This window comes from uncultured Bacteroides sp. (assembly GCF_958445495.1).
Taxonomy (GTDB): Bacteria; Bacteroidota; Bacteroidia; order Bacteroidales; family Bacteroidaceae; genus Bacteroides.
In genome coordinates this window covers 1-19,571 of sequence record NZ_CAUCSQ010000007.1, presented here as the reverse complement: position 1 = coordinate 19,571, position 19,571 = coordinate 1, and the positions used below count along the sequence as shown (strand labels likewise).

Sequence of the window (19,571 nt, the reverse complement as noted above, 5' to 3'; positions counted from 1 at the left end):
ACCGCTCGTTCTTGTCGGAACGAGCGGTCGATTTATTGTAATCATACGGTTGTTTGCATCCGAAGGAGCGGTCATTCCCACCCAATCAAGCGGTCGTTTTTTTGCATTTATCCGTTTTATATTTTACATTTGCCGGCAAATAGGAAAAAGATGGCAGACAATTACATTGAAAGGCAACAAGAGCAATATGAGGCCCGAAAAGCCGCCTGGCTCAAAATGAAAAAGTACGGCAAGAAGAAAACGGCGCACGGCAAAACGGGAAAGGCTCAACCGCCGCAGTCTTCCGACTCCAAGTGACAAGCGGACAGGGCTTGTTTCGTGACTTCCACCCCGGTCGCCACAATGGAGGCCGCATGATGGAATTCGAGCATGTCGTAGGCATCGCCGGACATCCGGATTAACAGGTCCGGACGGCAGCGTTCTATCTGGTAGCGGGTGATTTGCTGCATCATCATCCTTGAAGATTCCGTCAGCAGGTTGTAGGGGCTCATTCTCTTTTTCTTCCCGCAGGTTGCCGGGGCATTCACATCGACCGCTATCAGCCAGTCTCCTTCCGTACGATGCACGTGGTTCAGCGGAAGCGGATTCAGGATTCCTCCGTCAATCAGCACCATGCCGTCTTTCCTCAAGGGACGGAAAAGCATCGGGATGGAAATGGATGCGCGTATGGCTTCATGCAGGCTGCCGCTGTCAAACCTCACTTCCCGGTCACGGGTAATGTCCGTAGCCATCGCGACATAGGGAACGGGCAAATCTTCGATATTCATATCAGGGATGAGCCGTTTCAGTTCTTTGATAAAACGGTCTCCTTTCACCAATCCGTCCCGGCTCAATGTCAGGTCCGCCAGTTCCCACATTTTACGTTTGTCCCAACTGTACAGCCATTCTTTGCATTCCTCCATCTTTCCCGAAGCATACATGGCTCCTACCATCGCCCCCATCGAACTCCCGGCGATAGAGGTTATTTCAAAACCACGACGTAACAACTCTTCAATGGCTCCGATATGTGCAATGCCGCGCGCACCTCCCATTGAAAGTACCAATGCTGCTTTTTGTTTTCCCATCTCAATAATCATTCTGTTATTCCACTTGCAAAATAACACTTTTCCTTCGTAAAAGATGATTAATTCAACCTAATTAATCCTGCTGACCGCAGAAAAAGGCTTCCGCTGACTGAAAAAAAACTTGCCGGAAAATAATGGATAAAAAGAAAAAGGAAGGCAATACCTAATTTCAAAAGGAATAAACTTTTTATCTGAAACCTGACACTCTTCATCGGCAATAAAAAGGGGGCAAAATTCAATTTCAGAGGGAATGAACTTTTTATCTGAAACTTGACGCTCTTCATCGGTAAATAAAAGGAGGTAGTAAAATTCAAATTCAGAGGGAATGAACTTTCCATCTGAAACTTGACGCTCTTCATCGGTAATAAAAGGAGGTAGTAAAATTCAATTTCAGAGGAAATGAGCTTTTCATCTGAAACTCGACACTCTTCATCGGTAATAAAAGGAGATGGTAAAATTCAAATTCAGAGGGAACGAACTTTCCATCTGAAACTTGACGCTCTCCATCGGTAATAAAAGGAGGTAGTAAAATTCAATTTCAGAGGGAATGAGCTTTTTATCTGAAACTCGACACTTTTCATCGGTAATAAAAGAAGGTAGTAAAATTCAATTTCAAGAGGGAATGAACTTTTCATCTGAAACTCGACACTCTTTATCGGTAATAAAAAAGGGGAAGGGCAAAATTCAATTTTAGAGGAAATAAACTTCTCATTTGAAACCTGGCACTCTTCATCAGCAATAAAAAGGCCGTATCAACTCTATTTTGTGAGTAATGATACGGCTATTCTTATGTTTATCAGTTAGATTCTGTAACTATTCCGAGCATTCATCTTAGTTTCGGTACGCTCCCAATAACGGTATCGGCAAAACGCGGAGAGAAAAGCTGCCATGCATACGGAAAAGGACAAAGGAATTTCCTATTTTCAGAGTTTGTCCCGGAGCATTACCAGTCTTTACCTCACCGGAATTACCTTACCGGAAAGAACGGTTCTTTTTCATTTCTTTCCCTGCGCTTTCTTTTCCGCTTTCCGCTTATTCACATAGTCCTTAAACATCTGCCGCCAGTTGCGCCCGTGTTCATTGAAATACTGTTCGCACCGGGTTTTATAGATTTCGAAAATCGCGGAAATCTGCTTCATGCTCTTATAATCGACAGCCTGCTCCCGTGCCAGTTTCAACTGTTCCAAGACGAATGCGGTTTCCTCTTCCGTCATGTCCGGAACAATTGCCTGGTATCCTTTTAAGGTGAAAGCGACTTTGCCGACCGTGTACTTGTCAAGTATCTGTTCGACCTGTTCTTCCGTCAGCACCCTGCGAAGGCCTTTCATCAGTCTTTCATGGACTTCTTTCGGCATGGCGGAATCTGCAATCATTTCACGTTCGAGCTTGCTCAACGCTTTTCCCGTCTGCGGATTGATACCGGCGGGAATAGTCGTGTAGGGATGCTCATTATGCCAGTCGCGCACCTGGCGCAGGTGGTTATAGATAGTCGTTACGGCGAATCCCGCCTTTTTCTCGTCGTCCAGATTCAGGGAGGCAACCCAGTCTGTCGCCTTCTTTTCAAGGGAAGCGTCGGATTTCAGCTTGGCAAAGGCCTTCTTGTCAATGAAAGCGGCCACTTTGTCAAAGGAACGGATTGCATTTTCAGGCAGCAGCTCCCCTTTCTCCCCGAAGCTGTACATGGCAGCTTCCGGCTCGACGGTGACTTTGCTTTCATCCAGCATTTCCCTGTCCAGACCAAACACGTCCGCGAAGAAATCATAGACTGCATTCCGCTTATTCGGTCCGAAGTCATGTTTCTCTCCGGGAAGATGCACATTGGTAACCTTGTCCGCGGCATTGTAGAATCCGTAAACACGTTGCAGATAGGGAAATTCAAGGGTGGGCACGCTTGCCGTCCAGTCTCCGCCGTCGGATACGACCAATTGCGGACGGGGAGCAAACAAGGCGGCAAGTTCCGCATTGCAAGTACCTCCCGCCGACAACTGAATCGGCATGCCGCTCTCGCAAGGGCATCCCCCGTCAAAATGGGAAGCCAGGCTGACTACCGGAGCGGAAGCGGTAAAACGGTTGTCCAACACGCTCAACAGAACGGTTTGCGTGCCGCCGCCGGAACCTCCGTTCACTCCGATACGGGCGGAATCTATATCCTTGCGGGAGGCGAGCATATAGTCCAGAATCAGCAGGCCGTTCATTGCCTGGATGGTATGCGCCGCACTGCTGCGGTGCGCCGCGCTCCCTACCTGCAGGGCAGACTCTCCCCAGCCGAACAGGTCGTAATCCACGCACACGGCTCCCATACGCGCCAATGTCCCCATGCGTTGCTGCTGGTCTTCCCGGTAACGGCCGCCGCCGAAATGCCCGTTCGGGCAAATGATAAGCGCATGCCTGCCTTTCGAACGGGGAGCGTAGACGGAACCGCAGACATAGAGTCCGGGCAGGGTTTCGAGCGCAAAGTTCTGCACCGTATAACCGTCGTATTTCCTGATTTTCGAAAGAACCGGTTCCGACTTCACGCACTGCGCCAGCAGAGTATCCACTCCCAGACGCCGGCGCACTTCTTTTCTCAACGAATCGGCGCGGAGCCCGAAAGACTGCCTGTCGGAGTAAAGGGTGTTGAGATAGGCGAGCATCTTCTCGCCGTCGGCATCCGTACGGCGGGGATATTCATAGGCTTTCAGCTTATACATGTTTCCTTTCTGCCTGACGAACTTGTAGTCGAAAGGAGCCAGTACATTTGTCAGGGACTCTTCCGCCGAATAGGGGCGAATCCGGAAGTCGGCGTAAGGCAATACTTTTCCTACCGTATCGATATCATACTTCAAACGGATACCGAAACGTTTCTGGATATCTGCCAGGACTTCGTTCAAGGGACGGGCGAATTCCGTCTCGTATGTTTGCGTTTGCGCTTCCGCCGAAAGGGATGCGGCAAGAAGCACGGAGAAAATAATCCGTTTCATTAGCCTGATAATTTGATTTTATATTTATATGTCTGTTCGTTCTAGTGCGGGACCTGATGCTCCCGCGAGTTATTTCCGTTGCCACCGCACCGTCTCGCCGTTGACGGTTACATCTTCCGTAACGATACGTTCGCAATCTTCAAAAACGCATTTCTGGCGCGCCCCCCGGATATGGATATCCCTCAACACGATGTCGGTTATCGGGGCTTCTTCCAGTCCTGCGATTCGGATTGGGGTTTTCACGTCCGTCACGGTCATTCCGCTGATATGGATGTTGCGGAATACCGGAGTGCGTTCGCTCTTAGGCTCTGCCGGCATCCGGCTGTATTTCAGGTTCAGCACGACGGCTTCCTGTTTGATGTTGCTCATTACGATATTGCTGACACGGATGTCTTCTACGACTCCTCCCCTGCCGCGGGTCGATTTGATGCGGATTCCGCGGTCGGTCCCGTCAAATACGCAATTGGAAATCGTCACTTTGCGCACTCCCCCGCTCATCTCACTGCCAATGACGACACCGCCGTGTCCGGAGAGCATCGTGCAGTTGGTTATGGTGATATTCTCGCACGGCGCTCCCAAACGGCGTGCCTGCGCATCCCTTCCGGACTTAATCGTTATGCAATCGTCGCCGACCGAAATATGGCAATCGCTGATATGCACGTTCCGGCAGGATTCGGGATTGATGCCGTCCGTATTCGGCGAAGGGACATTATTAATCGTAATTCCTTTTATCGACACAATCTCGCAGAATTCGGGATTGACAGTCCAGAAAGGGGAATTGACAATCTTCACTCCTTCAATCTTCACATTCCTGCAGCGGACGGGCTGAATGAACGGAGGACGGAAGAAACGGCGTTGCAGGGTGTTCACATAATCCTTGTTTGTCTCGGCATAGATTGCCGCCGTATCATTTTCCGCATCCCACATGGGCTGGTATTTATTGATGTCCCGCATGCCGTTGTCTTTCAAATCGACCATCACGCGGAAAAACTCCATCCACCATTTCTTGCCTTGCCCGTCGAGCGTGCCTTCTCCCTTGATGGTGATATTTTCCGCATCCACCGCATAAATCAAGGGTTGGAAACTTTTCATCATCACTCCTTCGTGGCGGACTTCCACAAAGGGAAGATAGTCGTCGAAATTATCGGAGAAAAGCAAGGTGGCGCCGGCTTCCAGTTCCAGCGTGATGTTGCTTTTCAGGCGGATGCTTCCCGTCAGGTAGGTCCCGGAGGGGAAAAAGAGAGTGCCTCCGCCCGCACGGTTCAGGCGGTCAATCGTGGAATTGATTAACTTCGTATTGAGCGTTTTGCCGTTTGCCTTCGCGCCTGCCTTCAGCATATCCACACGTTCGGCATGAAGGGTATTGGCTGCGCAGAGGCAGAGAAAAACCAAAAGAGCGGTTCGTAGGTTCATAGTTTATCGTCAAATTAAATACATATTCTTAGTTTGGAAAATCATGCCGGCGGATTCTTCCTTCCTGTCGTCCGGTTACAATCACTGCCGTGCTTTCCTTTGATGATGCCCCGTGTCTTTTTCAACGGGCACTTTGTTTTTACGCCTGCAAGATAGGCAAATATTTTCTTATTCGGCGCAAACGAACTCATATGTTCCGCTTTGCACTTCTTTCGGCTCTTCTTCACCCGGAAGGCAGACCACCGCCGTCGTATTGACCGGAACCGATATATTCAGGGTGAAACGTCCGTTCCGGCGGGTCCAGTCTACGGCAACCGTACCGTACAGCGTCTCGCAGGAGGCTTTCACATATTCCAAATCTCCCGCCGGCTTCGGGGCGATGAGGAACTTCCGGTAACCCCGCTCCGGTTCTTTCCCGTTGCCGGCCGATTGCGGCAGCGAGGGGACATACGGGCGGATGCCCGCCAGCGAATTGAAGAACCATTCGTCAATCTGCCCCATCATGAAATGATTCCAGGAGGAGCCTTGGCGGGGGTCCCACTGTTCTGTCAGGGTGGTAGCCCCGAATTTCAATTGGAAGCCGTATCCGGGCGCTTCTTCATGATTGAACATTTCATAAACGAGGTCATTGGCTCCGTTGTCTGCCAAAGTCTGAATCAGATACCGGTTACCGACGTCTCCGGTAGTCAGGCGGTTGCCGTGTGCTTTTACGTCTTTGATGAGGTTTGCCAGGACACCGGCGTCCCGCGTCATGCCGAGGAACAGCGGCAGAGCGTTGCTGCACTGGCTTCCCGTACCGTATTGCGCCGTCCGGGAGTTGAAGAAGCGTTCGTTAAACGCTTGCGAGATATGACGCGCCAGAGAGCCGTAATAGCGGACGTCGTAATCGTTTCCGACCATTTCGGCGGCTCTCACCAGATATTGCACGGTCATGTAATAATGTGCGGTAGCTACCAGCGGCACGGGCGTGTTCCGGGAGAAGCCCGCACGGTAGTTTCCGTAGTCATACCAGTCGCCCAACCCGAAAGAGAGAATGTGGCGGTCTGCACGGGTCGAGAGGTAATCCACATAACGGCGCATATTCCGGTAATATTTCCGAATCAGCGAGTCGTCTCCGTAAGCATCGTAGTACATGAACGGGAAGATTACCAGCGAACCGCCCCATTCCGGGGATTCTGCGAACGCATCCATTCCGGGGCCTTCGAAGACAACGTATTCCGGCGCGGTGGTCGGCATCGCTCCGTCCGGATGCTGCGCATCCGCCATGTTTTGCATTATCTGGGGGGCGTAGGCTGTCAGGTCGTAGTTATACAATAGTCCGGGCCCGTTGAGGTGTACCTGTTCCAGCCAACCGAGCTTTTCCCGATGGGGGCAATCCGTAAATACCGACTGCATATTGCTGCGGACCGCCTTTTCTATCAGCCGGTGGGCCGCATTGAATATGGGATTTGAGGACTCGAACGAAGAGACTTTCTTTGCCGAGTTATAGACGAAACAGGATTGGATGTTTTTCAAGACAGGCAGTTTATGAGGATTTTCCTGCCCTTTCAGCACGGCTCCTTCCACTTGTATGTACCGGAAACCGTAATAGGAGAAACGGGGATGCCAGGTTTCATCTCCCTCTCCTTTCAGGGTATATTCATAATAGTGCTGGCGTCCTGTCTGGCGTTGGTTGCAGGCTCCTTCGCCCGTCAAAGCTTCGGCAACCAGCAAGGTTACTTTTTGTCCCCGCTTGCCGCGTACCGTTATCTCCGGAAAGCCCGCCATGTTCTGCCCCATATCCAATACGAAGGCGGAAGGGTCTACCGTTCTCTTGGTGGATTTGCAGGCTGCCGCCACTTGTCCGGGGGTCAGTTTCGTCACTTTCCGGATGCCGTAGCGTTCCATTATCTTCACCGGGGCGGCAATCTGCGCCCGGAGAATTCCTTTCGGCGCTTCCTGGACAACTGCCGGACGCCATCGGCTGTCATCGAAACCCGTCCGGTTCCAGCCTTTCTGCTCGCGGCGCGCATCGTAATCTTCTCCTCCGTAAATGCAATTAAAAGTTACGGGGCTCAGGTCGTATTTCCAGGTCTCGTCCGACTGTATCGTTTCCCGGCTTCCGTCTTCATAATTGACAACCAGCGAGAATAGAAGGGTCGGAGGCCCGAAACTAATCTGCAATTTACGGTAACGTCCTCCCTGCACATTGTAAAATCCGTTTCCAAGCAGGATTCCGGCTACATTTTCCCCTTTCTGCAGCTCTTTTGTCACGTCATACGCATTGTAATAGACGCTTTTATCGTAATCGCTCCAGAGGGGGGCAAATTCGCTGTCGCCCACTTTCTTTCCATTCAGGGAGAATTCATAAAAGCCCAGGCCGCAGACATACGCCGTGGCTTCCGCGATTTTTTTGTCTGTCCGGAAGCTTTTCCGCAAACAAATGCTTTTCTTTGCCAGCGTATCCACCGCCGCCCATGCGGCTTTCGCTTCGGGTTTCTTCAATTCGCTCCCGTGGAATTTCCGTCCTTCCGGCAGGCGTGCGTCTTTCCGCGTAATCGCCCCTATCCACTTTGCTCCGGGAAACCCTTCCGGAGCCATGCGGAACTTCGCCTCACGGCTCCATCCGGAAGGAGTATCGGTTTCATCCCACACACGCACACGCCAGACATAGCTGAACGGGTTATTGCGGCAGACTTCCGCGTCACGGACGGAGACCAGTTGGCTACGGGAGGATTTTACCTTGCCGCTATTCCATACCGGACGCCCCGTGCAGGCTTCGCGAATGTCTATTTCATAGGCGGTCTGCCGTGTCCCGTTTTCCGGCGATTCCATCGCCCATCCCAAACGCGGACTGTCTTCGACGACTGCCAGGCCTTCCCGCATTTCACAGGTGAGGCGGGTCACCGTTATATTCTTCGCCTGTACAAAACAGGGCAGGCAGAGAAGGAGAAAATATTTCAAGAAGTCCATTTTTTTCAATTGTCTTTTAGTTGCTGTGAACGACAAAGAGAGGGAAAGGTCATTGAAGCGCATCTTCGCAAATGATTTTTGTCAACGTGTCCGCATGTCCCGCTTCTTTCCCGTCAACGAATATGCGCAATCCTTTTCCGCAGTGATAACGGTCGCCGTCCTTATCCCAGAGAATTGTCAGGTTATGGCCGTGGTACAGCACATTATCGAGGCAGAACCAATCCCATTGGTTCTCCGGAATCAGCGGGTTCACCTCTATCGTATTGTCCAGGCGCGGACGCAGGCCTATCAGTCCCGTAATGATTAAATCATTGAAAGTGGAATGGTTATAGTAACGGCTGCGTTCCTGGTCGCCTTTCAGCCAATAGCCGGTCACTTCATCCAGATACTCGCCGATATACGGCCGGCCGCGATGATATTGAGACTCGACATACAACTCCATCTGACGGAAATAAACGCTGTCGGACAGGACTGTCTGCGGATAATTGTTCATGAAGTTTGCCATTGCGGTCAATGTCTGTGCGGAAGCGAACGGCCAGACGGCTCCGTCCCATTCGCATTTGCCTACCCCGTGGGTACGGAACTCCGGATGACGGCGTTCGGCGGTGGTCAGCCCGTAAGGGGCGGAGAATCCTTTTTCATCCATTATCTCTTTCCAGGCGGTTTCATATTTTTTCGCCGTATCCGGCAGATTGAAATACCAGGGAATGTATCCGATTGCCTCCCGCACATTGGCCGAGGAGTCGGTACGCAGGGTTTCAAAGAACTGATGGCGCGTGTTCCACAGTTTGCCCGTTACCAGGTTTTTCAGCGTATCGGCTTTCATGCCGTATTTCATAGCCATTCCTTCATTGCCGGAAAGGCTCCCTATCAGCGAAAGGGCTTTGGCATTGCCGTACATATAGCTGTTGATGGTGGGACGCGCGTATTTTTTCCTGCGCCCGCCGCTGATTGATTCTTCCATGCCGTCCTGGACGTCTCCCTGCCAGTACAACCCGTTCTTCAAGCGGTTGGTACGTTCCCAGCGCTGGTATTCCGCCTCCAGATCTTTCGTCATGTCCAGCAGGAAAGCTTTGTCACCGTCTACCAGATAACGCGCCAGCACCGCATCCGCATTCCACGAACTGAATTTGTTCATCTTCTTCATCGGCCCGCCTTCATTGCCGCGATACCAGGTATGTATAATCTGGTCCAGATATTCCGGGTTACGCAGCCAGCGGCTTTCATAGATGTGATGTCCGACGGCGCAGGCAATCAGGTTGTATTTGTCGGAATACGAACGCTGCACCAGAAACTCCGTCATGCCATATCCCACCGGCGTTTTTTTGATGTGCTTGCGTAGCGACCACCACCGGTAATAGTACATTTCTTCGAAATTGCGCTGCGGGCATTCGAACAACGGGATATTTTCTTCCATCCATGCCGAAGCTTCGGCGTTCGGAATGGCTTGCACGATATTCTCGTCTTCCATGCCGTTGAAATATTCCGCATAATGACTGAAATCCGCGTATTTCAGAAAGGCGGAAGAGGCGTCTTTATCAGCGGAGGAGGTCTTTACGTTGGCTATGCGGTATTCCGCCAAGGGGGCCTGCGCTCCTGCATCGGGCAAATCATAAGTCTGGTCGGCGGGAGTATCCATTGTCGGGAAGGTACGCGGCGTACCGGTACGGAAAGCGATTCGTTCAATGGCGGCTACGGGAGCGTAGAACATGCGCAATCCGACTCTCTTACCGTCTACATATACTTGTATATTGCGGTCTGCAACCGAAAGGACTGCTTCCACGCGGTAGGTTTTTCCCGCTTCATATTTCATCATGTTCGCAAACCGGGAACCGCCTTTCAAACGGAAAATGCCTTCATCCGTCAGTTCCATGCGGGAACAGGCGATGCCGTTTTCGTCTAGGAATTCAATCTGGAGCGTGCCTTTGTCGTTTTGTCCCGCCAGCAAATCAAACGATACTTTCAGCGCTTTTGAAGCCGGAATCTTCCGTTCCACCTTGGCATAGTCAAAGGGGTCTTTGTCTTGCAATTTCAGCCATTGCCCGTCTAAAGAGACGGGGGCCCAGACCGGAGAATAGATATTCCAGCTCGTCAGGCCGGAGATTGCCTTGTATCTTGAGAAATCATCGTCTGCATGTGCAGCGGCTTTAGTCTCTACGGGAACGGGAATGCGGGAAATCCACATGTCTTCTTTGTTCACGCTATAGGAAACCCACAAATCGCCGTCGGCAGGCGTGCCGTTTCCTTCCTGGATGCCACGGGGGTATTGGGGACCGTAGGATTTATAGTTTCCGCCGTAACGCATCGGGGTTATCTCGCCGTGTACCAGATTTAACGTCGTATATTCCAATCCGTCTTTACTTAAAGAGATAGCCAGCGGCCAGCGGAATTCCGACGGGTTATATACGGTGGCATAAGTGCCGTCGCTCAACCGTTGTCCCCAGATTTTCGCATTGCTGTTGACAAAGCCTTTTGCACGAAGCACGGGTTCCGCCCATGTACGCCCTCCGTCTTCACTGATGGAAGTCAAGGCGTGTTTCCACAGGCTGGCGATGCGTCCGTCGGGCAGCGTATAGCAGTTGAATGCCTTATAGCCTTTTTTCAACGGGATGATGGGGTCTTCACGGTCGGCTTCTTCTACCCATTGCATCATATAGAGCGGATTATCCAGGATTTCCTGGCATGCTTTCACGAATTCACGGTCTTTGCTTTTCCTGAAATAGGGATAGTCCGTATTTTTCTCACTGAATCCGTGGTTGTAATAGATAAAGTAAATCGGCCCGAACGAACCGTCTTTCTTTATCTCGCGTACCACCCGGCCAATGCCGTTGCCGTCATTCGGGTCGTCTTTTTTGTCCAGGGCCACTCCGTAATTTCCCATCGTTATCAGACGGCCGGACTTGGAGACGTAGAAACCGACGCGCTGGTGCATGATGGCGTACAAATCTTTTGCCTGCACGCCCGGACGGGATTGTTTGGTATATCCGTCCGGAACCCGGTATGGAGGGAACACGATTTCCGGATTGGTCCATCGGTAGCCGTCTGCCGAGGTCATCAAAAAGGTCTGTGAGGGCGGGACATGCTCATCCGAAGGGTCTGCCAGATATTGATAGTAGAACCGGCCGTTCCAATACGCTAACATGGGCTGGTGGTTGTAAGTCCACCCGTTTCCGTTCGATGCGTCCGGATGTTCACGGTTGGCACGCACCAGTTGTATGTTGTGTACTCCCACCACCGGAGACAGTTGTCCGTCATGGCAGGCGGGATTCGACAATTCTTTTCCCGTATAATGTATTCTGTCCTGGGCGGATGCCGTAGCGGCCAGCCACCCGGCAGCCAGTACAAATAGGATTTTGGCAGAGTTGTTCATGATTTATTCAGGTTTTATAATTTATTTCTTCTTGCTTTCTTCCAGGAGTGCTTTCACGACAGGTTCCGGGGCTTTGAAAATGGTTCCGTGCTTATGTCCCGCCGGCACGCTGACATTCTTTGTTTCGTCCGTGAAATTCAGAAAGTCTCTCGTACGCATGGCTCCATATATTTTCTTTTTATACACATCGAAATATATCAGGTAATCGTCTCCCAGCCTCACCACGGAAGGACCTTCTACAAACGATTCGGTAAAAGGCTGGGACGCCGGTGAATAAGGCCCTGCCGGAGAATCGGCAAAGGCTACTTTCAGGTTGCGTTCGGGGCGCGTGTTGTCTTTGAGCACCATCACATAGTCTTTCTTCGCCCGTTTCACGATAACGGCGTCAATCGAGCTGAATCCGGGGTCGTACAGCAGCTTGGCTTTCGAGACGGTCTTGAAGTCTTTTGTCGTGATGTAATACAGGCGATGGTTGTTGGTTTCTTCTTCTATTCCTTTTTCGAAACGGCCGGGGATGCATGACGCCCATACTACCATGAACTGTTCGTTCTCGTCATCGTAGAAAATTTCCGGCGCCCACACGTTGACAGTGGCCGGTTCGTCTGCCATCACGGGAATCATCTGCTGTTCCGACCAATGAATCAGGTCTTTGGAATGTGCATATCCGAAACCTAAATCTCCTTTCCAACTGGTTGTCCATACCAGATGGTAGGTTCCGTCCGGGGTGCGTGCCATAGAGGGGTCGCGCATCAGCTTGTGCTGCCCCAGTTCCGGTTTCAGCCATGTGCCGGGTATGCTGTCCCAATGGATTCCGTCTTCACTGTACAGATATTTCAGACCTCCGTCGGCAGGCTCGCGGAATGAAGTGAACATATAATAGTCTTTGTTTCCCCCACAAGAAACCAAAAACAAGATGCTTAACGCAATGAATGTATTCCTTAACTTTCCCATTTCTTTTCTCTATGATTCTTTTATTCTATAAAAACTACACTCTTTTACAAGGGAGACGATGAAAAGGGCTGTTTGTACTCAAACGGACTCATAAGAATCCGGTTTTATCACGCCAAAAAGGGCGACTCTCCGAGCCACCCTTTTCACCATCAAACAAACTAACCATTTAATTCGGGAATTAATTCCGCTCTTATTGTATTCAGAGAGAACCTCCGCGTGCTTTTACACGTTTGTACCATTCTTCACGTTCTTTTTTCAAATCATATCCGCGCTTTGCCAGATAATTATTGATGCGTCCTTTATATTTGCCGAAGGCGGCATGTTTCTTGTTCGAATTTTCAGCGTCCAGGGCAAATTCACGGGCTTCCAAAAGCCAGGCGTATATCTGCGCTTTCTCTTCTTCTTTCAAGGTCGGAATCATGTCGAGATGCGAGTCGTAGGTCACTTTGACTACTCCGTAGGTCATTCCGTCTTTTACCGCTTCAATCTGTTTTTCATCCAGAAAGAGGGACAGATTGGCGGGGAAAGCGAAGTGGGAACGGTACAGGGCTGCGTCCTTTTCATTTTCGGCGGCTTTCAAGGCTTCTTTTTTAGCGTCGCCCGTCAATCCGGACTCTTTTACTTCTTTCACTTTGGCATCACGCACTTCATAAATATCGTTCAACTCGAAATAACGGTTGGCGATGATATTACGGACATCTTCGGCGACCTTCGCATCCGTAAGCCCTAATTTGTCAACGATTTTTTGCGACCGGTTGACAATGGACTCCACGTACTTCGAATCACGGTTTTCCTTGTTCAGCCCGACTGTCTGTGCAGACATCCAACCGGAAATAAAAAGAAGTGATACTATCAGAATCTTTTTCATTGATTTTGCTTTTTTTATCAAGATGCCGGCAAAGGGGGGTTGCCTCTCCGGCATCTTTGTTGCCAACTACATTAATTTTCCTTTTTCAGCCAGGGTATCGTAATTGTTTTTCAAATCTCTCCAGTCTACCTTGTGTTTCGTACTGATGCCATTGATATACTTTTCGATATTGGTGTATCCGTCGCCCGTACAATCTTCATTGGCATCGCTCGGGTCGTTCGGATTCAGCCCGTTGGCTTTTTCCCATTCGTCCGGCATGCCGTCACCGTCCGTATCTACGTACGGAGTGCCTTTGTATTCGGGATATCCTCCCATCTGGCGGATATCTGTGATGATTCCTTGTTTATACGAATCTTTCGGCAGACGGCGGTATCTGAACTGTCCGTCTTCGCCCATGGATTTCGGAGCCAGGCCGGTAAGATCGCCGTAAGCGTCTTTCGGGAGTTTCTTCTCATAGTAGGGAATGCCGGTTCTCACTTCTTCGATCACACGTTCGTCTACAATGTCACGACATGGGATATTAGCGCCGGCATGTTTCAATACGTAGTCATAAGCGTCGTTCGCTCCCATAATATTGATATACGGCATCTCAAACGGTTTATAGCTGCGCATATATTCCGTATATCCGTCTGTATTCGATTGATTTTCAATCTGTATGCCGCCATTCCAGTTGTCTTTGGTTATTTCCGGATACCCTTCCATGATATTGCCGTCGGCATATACACGTCCGTACACTTTGTGGTCCAGTTTGCTGCGTCCGGCTTCCGGTTTCAGGATGCGGTGTCCCACGTTCGTATCTTTAGGCGTGGCAGGTCCGGGTTTGTAGTAGTTGTTAATCATATTGAACATGGCTGTATAATCGCCGCCGTCGGAAGAACGGTGTACCCAGTTGAATACGACATTATTAACGAAATTGAAAATTCCATTCCATCCGATGGAGGGATTACGTCCGGAATTGCTTGCCCAAAGGTTACGGACGAATGCACAGTTCTCACCTCCTAGCGTGCTTCCGAAAGCGTGGTTGTAGGTATCCAGCGCTTTTGCGGAAATCGTGTTCTGAATGGTTACGTTCACAGTCGGGAGTTTCAGGTCTTTGCTTTCATATTGTCCTTCACTGGGGTCGTACATGTGGCGGTAGAAAGAGATATTCTCATCCAGCCCCCATGTACAAGAGCAATGGTCTATCATGATATTGCCCACCGGATTGCCTCCGAAAGAGTCGTCACGATGCCAGACTTTCGTTTCCCCGCGACGGAAACGCATGTGACGCACCACTACATCATGCGTATCTACCCAGAAGGATTCGCCGGCAATGCATACTCCGTCGCCGGGAGCTGTCTGTCCTGCAATAGTGACATAGGGAGCACGGACGATTATCGGAGATTCCAGATGGATGATACCTGCAACATTGAACACGATTATGCGCGCACCGCCTGTCTCGCAGGCTTCACGGAAGGAACCCGGCCCGCGGTCGTTCAGATTTGTCACGGTAATCACTTTACCGCCACGCCCGCCGAAACTATACATACCGCCACCTTCGGCACCGGGAAATGCCGGAATGTCTGCCTGGGGTAAATCATACGGACGACTGGCCCAAGGAATATAAGGACGTCCTTCTTTTGCTTCTTTCTGGATTATAGGTAATGCTTTTGCCCATGCTTCATCCGAACGTTTCCGCTCTTCTGTCATCATCTTTTTATAATTTTCTTTGGCTTCGTCGGTCAATTGCGGGTATTGCGCCCACACAACGTTCGGAGCCAACATTGTTGCAGCAAAAGCTGCCAAAAGTGCATGTTTCTTCTTCATTTTTATTGGGTTTTGTGAATAGTAAATTCAAAAATACAATAATAAGACGAAAGAGAAAAAGATTTGTAATCAACAGTGATACAAAATATCTGCCGAGAATCCTACTTTCTTTCCATTCATACGATATAAAGGCATGGCAAGTAGGTGAATCTTCCCTTTTTCTCTCATAAATTATGCCAGCCGTATGAAAGGAGAAAGCTATCGGACTTTTGGATATATTCCGATGAGTTCTTTATCGGTACATTTGTATCCAGCGATTTAAATCTGAATTATATAATTAAAACTTTCGTATGTTTATGAAGAATTTATTTTATGCCGCAGTAATTATTGTGATGCTTATGGCAGGTGTATTTGTCTTGCTTTTCGTTTCATTCACTTCTTGCAGCAATAGGGAAGATGAGCCGGTTGAAATGACGGTAGATGTGTCCGATATTATTTTAAGTACATTGTGGGTGGATGTGGATTGGCCGCCCCAAAGCCAGAGAATCAATGTCTCTGGCACAAGGCAGGTATCTTTTACTTCTGAAAATGAACGTATCGCAAAAGTCACTCCCAAAGGAGAGGTGCTCGGTATGTGTGCCGGCATTACTTATGTCATAGTTCAGGGAGACACCAAGAGCATTAAAGTAAAAGTGACGGTTATCCCCAGGAGTCCGGAATTTATGGAGCCTTTACACGACTTTAACTTGACGAAAAAAGAATTGATTCGGCAGAAGGGAGACGGTTATGAACTGCAAACCGATTTGAATGTGTTCTATTACAGGCATGGAGGAACCGAACCGACAGGTGAATATTATTTCTTCAACGAAGAAACCGGACTGCTTTCCGCTTCATATTCGGTCGTGGACAGAAAGAAAATGACAGAGGAAAAGTTATATACCTTTTTTGTTGAACGATACTGGGGGCTCGGTAAAGGGAAATGGGCCAGCCTGGACGGAAATTTAGCGGTTCAAATATCGGAATACGATAAGGACCATTATAAAATAATGTACTGTAAATCAAATAAATGAAATAATAGAACTCTTCCTGATAATTATTCTTATCAGGAAGAGGTTGTTTCTGCGAGGAATTCACTGTAACTGTTCCTCTTAAATCATGCGGATACAAAACCGGTGGTGTTTAAATTGCAAAAGCAATATTCCGAAACAGGAAAATGAAGCAGGCTTATTTAATAAATAATCTGCATGTTGAAACGTAATAATCCCCTTGTTTTTAATCTTGGATTACAATAAGTTAAAAACAAGGGGATTTTAAATGACCTTAATCTATAAAATCAAGCTCCTCTCAAAATAAAATTCGGGATATTCCGGTTTCTTTTTCAATCGCTAATTCCTGACACATAAGGCACGGGCTGCATGATAAAACGAATTCTGCCTTATTACCGATCCGGCATAACCATCAATTGCACATCCTTTTCCACTCCATCTTGCACTTACTTCACTGAGACAGCCATTGGTCTTTTGCGAATTCATAGAAATTCTCCATGCTCCCTCGGAATATAAATACTGTTTGAGAACCGGCATGTATATCCTTGTCATGTACTTTGTAGAGTGTGTAGCTCCTTTTATCAGATAATCTATCTCAGAGGCAGTGGCATATCTATATGAATACATGGGAGATACTTTACTGCAAGGGTCTCCTCTATGGTCAATATTAACACCTTTTCTAAAGTCCGCCAGACTCAGACCGCTATGGGCGGTCAGGTTTCCAACTGAATCTACCGTATAATAATAATCAACGGGACGCCAGGCCTGCCAGGTGACTCCTTCGGCAGAGAAGCTGGAATTTGTACTGTACCCTTGTATGCCGACATCACATCCAGGCATGAAGAAGACTCGTTCTTCTTTTTTTCCATCTTCTGTAATCACATATTTTCCATCTCTAACGAAAATTCCGCTGGCTACAAATCCCAAAGTATTCTGTTGTACATACACTTTGGTCTTTTTCGTATTACCTTGCTTATCTTGTTCTTCACAATAAAATATTCCTTCGCGAGTCGGCAATACTTTAGTGAGGACTGCATTTACTTCAGGCTGCGCCGGATTTTTACCGATAGCCACATATCCCTTATCATTACTAAAACTCAATGAGGTATTCGTACCTGCCGACTCCCCTTTCACATACTTCGAATAAGAATACTGCTTATTTTCTTCACTTCCTACTTTCTGTGCAAGATGCCCAAGCCTGTTATACCAGGCAACAGGTACTATCTGTTTGGCCTGTACGCCTGCGATAGCGTCCGCCAAAGTCGTATGTACCGTTACATCCACACTCCTGCCACGTAAGGACGGACTCATCTGTACGGTAATATCGACAGTAGTTCCTTCGGCAACTTTTATTATAACAGGAGTTTCATTCACCTTTAACCCGGAATTTCCTGCCCAATACATCCCTTCCGGCAAACGTAACCAAAGATCGGACTTATTGGCTGTTATCTGATTCAGTACATTAAATACGTAATTGGTTCCATTTACGTCAACGATACCATCCCCATTGGTATCATCATTTCCCCAATACAAATCAACTTGGTTATACTCCAATTTTGCCGGAGGTATGAACTTAATCGTCACAACGTATTTTTTATTCCTCGACAGTGTATTGAAGGTATTTGACGATAATGAGATGGTATTGGTATTGGAGAAATCAGAACCGTTTACTCTTATCGAATTAAATTTAATTTTTAACGCTCCGTATTCCCCCGGAACAAAATATGAAAGGTTGCTTTTAAACGTTGTGGCTGCTGCAACATTATCCCAATCAATCAATACTCCGTTATCTGTGCTTCCGTCCACCGTTAGCGGCGTATCCGTAAAACTGCAGGAGAGGAAGTCCCATGAATTCATATAGGGCATGGAAGACTCTTGCCATATAACCGCTTGGGCATTTTCCACATTACCGGATAAATCATCCGTATTAACTATGACCTGGATAGCGGCATTCATGTGTTTAAAAACTGCGGCAAGAGTATTATCTCCATTATTTATCGTCACGTTATCCTTCACGAATTGCATATAATTCTTTCGCCATGTATAAGTGAATAAGTTTCCTGGGACAGCTCCCGGATCATTCTCCGTACCGTCCGTATAACCGACTAATTTATAGGACTTGCCTGGTACCAGACGGAAAAACTTATGTCCTCCGGTTTCTATATATCCGTATTCCGGCTCAATGTCGTAATTTTGTCCGTCTATAATGGACACCGCTCCTTCACCGAGTACCTGATAGAGAATGCTCGTTTTCAGAATGTCATCTTCATAAGCCTGTATACGGAATTTCATATTTTCCGTCAACACATTATCCGTAGTTGCACGTGTGGCCGGACCATCCTCTTCAGACACGATGACTTGTGCATAAAGCTGTTCCGCCAATTCTACGGTTTGCGAACTTATAACCGATGTTTCTGCTCTCGTACTAGTGGAAGGCACGTCAAAATTTCCCAAACTCACTTGTAAATCAATGGCTCCCGGCAATGAACCGGAGAACTTCTCTCCTTCTTCGTTTGTACATGAGGATAAAGTTGACAATACTGTAAAAATAAACAGTAGTATCTGCAAATTTGTCTTCAATAAGTATGGTTTCATAATTCTATTCTAAAATAAAATATCTGTATATATGTCATCACTTTCTTCATTATTTCCATCTTCCCAGGTTTCTTCCGTAATATTAGTCTGTCTTTCGACTACAGACCCTGTCATAAATCCGTTTTCCAGATTAATCCAGATTGTTTCAATCATGGGAGACTGATAATCTTCTTTTACTTGCTGTTCCATAATTTCTCTCTTTTTATTATTACTAATGTAATTCAGGTTGTTACTAACATTCATATCCGGCCTATTGCGCACAAATAGATTTTTGCAGGATTGTACTTTCAAGGGTACAAATCTATGGTTATTTTTATATACGGTTAATATCATAAAATACGATAATTCTCACACTTTGTACGGGAGGGAGGAGATTGCATTTCCTCTCCTCCATATTGGAACGGAGGGCAGCTTTTAGAAAGACCGGATATTTACAGACCGGGAGAATATGACAGGAGTTATTGAAAAGGGTGTGTTCAGATATAAAAAAAACAGCCTCCCCGGAAATCGTCCTGTGATTTCCGGGAAGGCTATTGAAATTCCAATATATATAAAGGTGAGTTCTATCAATTCAATTTATCCTCTTGTATCAGACAGCAGAACTCT

Annotated in this window: 11 protein-coding genes and 1 pseudogene; 2 read left to right on the top strand and 10 right to left on the bottom strand. The window is 48.2% G+C overall.

Annotated features, from left to right (window positions below; genetic code table 11):
- Window positions 1–150 precede the first annotated feature (150 nt).
- A pseudogene (locus Q5076_RS03885) lies at window positions 151–246 on the top strand (oxidoreductase); the annotation flags it as partial.
- A gap of 20 nt (window positions 247–266) precedes the next feature.
- On the opposite strand, the gene Q5076_RS03880 reads toward Q5076_RS03885, so the two are convergent.
- From Q5076_RS03880 to Q5076_RS03845, 8 genes are all read right to left on the bottom strand, one after another.
- Complete coding sequence (locus tag Q5076_RS03880; protein WP_303010980.1) at window positions 267–1,064, bottom strand: patatin-like phospholipase family protein; 798 nt, start codon at window positions 1,062–1,064, stop codon at window positions 267–269.
- Window positions 1,065–2,059: 995 nt separating this feature from the next.
- On the bottom strand, window positions 2,060–4,024 hold the full coding sequence (locus tag Q5076_RS03875) for a DUF3826 domain-containing protein (RefSeq protein ID WP_303010978.1): 1,965 nt from the start codon (window positions 4,022–4,024) through the stop codon (window positions 2,060–2,062).
- A 69-nt stretch (window positions 4,025–4,093) separates the two neighbouring features.
- Window positions 4,094–5,437 carry a glycoside hydrolase family 28 protein gene (locus Q5076_RS03870; RefSeq protein WP_303010976.1) on the bottom strand — a complete coding sequence of 448 codons (1,344 nt, stop codon included), beginning with the start codon at window positions 5,435–5,437 and terminating at the stop codon, window positions 4,094–4,096.
- Window positions 5,438–5,605: 168 nt separating this feature from the next.
- Complete coding sequence (locus tag Q5076_RS03865) at window positions 5,606–8,389, bottom strand: glycoside hydrolase family 78 protein (RefSeq protein ID WP_303010975.1); 2,784 nt, start codon at window positions 8,387–8,389, stop codon at window positions 5,606–5,608.
- 49 nt (window positions 8,390–8,438) lie between these two features.
- Window positions 8,439–11,759: a glycosyl hydrolase family 65 protein gene (locus tag Q5076_RS03860; RefSeq protein WP_303010973.1), complete on the bottom strand. Its 3,321-nt coding sequence runs from the start codon at window positions 11,757–11,759 to the stop codon at window positions 8,439–8,441.
- A gap of 21 nt (window positions 11,760–11,780) precedes the next feature.
- Window positions 11,781–12,710: a glycoside hydrolase family 43 protein gene (locus Q5076_RS03855; protein WP_303010972.1), complete on the bottom strand. Its 930-nt coding sequence runs from the start codon at window positions 12,708–12,710 to the stop codon at window positions 11,781–11,783.
- 199 nt (window positions 12,711–12,909) lie between these two features.
- Window positions 12,910–13,578, bottom strand: a complete 669-nt coding sequence (locus Q5076_RS03850; protein ID WP_303010970.1) for a DUF3826 domain-containing protein — start codon at window positions 13,576–13,578, stop codon at window positions 12,910–12,912.
- A gap of 66 nt (window positions 13,579–13,644) precedes the next feature.
- Entirely contained in the window at window positions 13,645–15,384 is a 1,740-nt protein-coding gene (locus tag Q5076_RS03845; RefSeq protein WP_303010969.1) for a thrombospondin type 3 repeat-containing protein, read from the bottom strand.
- Window positions 15,385–15,680: 296 nt separating this feature from the next.
- On the opposite strand from Q5076_RS03845, the gene Q5076_RS03840 reads away from it, so the two are divergent.
- Window positions 15,681–16,394 (top strand): hypothetical protein, encoded by a 714-nt coding sequence (locus tag Q5076_RS03840; RefSeq protein ID WP_303010968.1) that lies wholly within the window; start codon window positions 15,681–15,683, stop codon window positions 16,392–16,394.
- 315 nt (window positions 16,395–16,709) lie between these two features.
- Here Q5076_RS03840 and Q5076_RS03835 read toward each other — a convergent pair whose 3' ends face one another.
- The gene (locus Q5076_RS03835; protein ID WP_303010967.1) at window positions 16,710–18,965 is read right to left on the bottom strand and encodes a hypothetical protein; all 2,256 of its coding nucleotides are present in this window, start codon (window positions 18,963–18,965) and stop codon (window positions 16,710–16,712) included.
- A gap of 9 nt (window positions 18,966–18,974) precedes the next feature.
- Window positions 18,975–19,154 carry a hypothetical protein gene (locus Q5076_RS03830; RefSeq protein WP_303010966.1) on the bottom strand — a complete coding sequence of 60 codons (180 nt, stop codon included), beginning with the start codon at window positions 19,152–19,154 and terminating at the stop codon, window positions 18,975–18,977.
- Window positions 19,155–19,571 lie beyond the last annotated feature (417 nt).

Coding starts and splice junctions, on each gene's coding strand:
- Q5076_RS03875 (WP_303010978.1), bottom strand. CDS start 4,024: ATGAAACGGATTATTTTCTCCGTGCTTCTTGCCGCATCCCTTTCGGCG.
- Q5076_RS03865 (WP_303010975.1), bottom strand. CDS start 8,389: ATGGACTTCTTGAAATATTTTCTCCTTCTCTGCCTGCCCTGTTTTGTA.
- Q5076_RS03835 (WP_303010967.1), bottom strand. CDS start 18,965: ATGAAACCATACTTATTGAAGACAAATTTGCAGATACTACTGTTTATT.
- Q5076_RS03840 (WP_303010968.1), top strand. CDS start 15,681: ATGAAGAATTTATTTTATGCCGCAGTAATTATTGTGATGCTTATGGCA.
- Q5076_RS03860 (WP_303010973.1), bottom strand. CDS start 11,759: ATGAACAACTCTGCCAAAATCCTATTTGTACTGGCTGCCGGGTGGCTG.
- Q5076_RS03870 (WP_303010976.1), bottom strand. CDS start 5,437: ATGAACCTACGAACCGCTCTTTTGGTTTTTCTCTGCCTCTGCGCAGCC.
- Q5076_RS03850 (WP_303010970.1), bottom strand. CDS start 13,578: ATGAAAAAGATTCTGATAGTATCACTTCTTTTTATTTCCGGTTGGATG.
- Q5076_RS03845 (WP_303010969.1), bottom strand. CDS start 15,384: ATGAAGAAGAAACATGCACTTTTGGCAGCTTTTGCTGCAACAATGTTG.
- Q5076_RS03855 (WP_303010972.1), bottom strand. CDS start 12,710: ATGGGAAAGTTAAGGAATACATTCATTGCGTTAAGCATCTTGTTTTTG.
- Q5076_RS03830 (WP_303010966.1), bottom strand. CDS start 19,154: ATGGAACAGCAAGTAAAAGAAGATTATCAGTCTCCCATGATTGAAACA.
- Q5076_RS03880 (WP_303010980.1), bottom strand. CDS start 1,064: ATGGGAAAACAAAAAGCAGCATTGGTACTTTCAATGGGAGGTGCGCGC.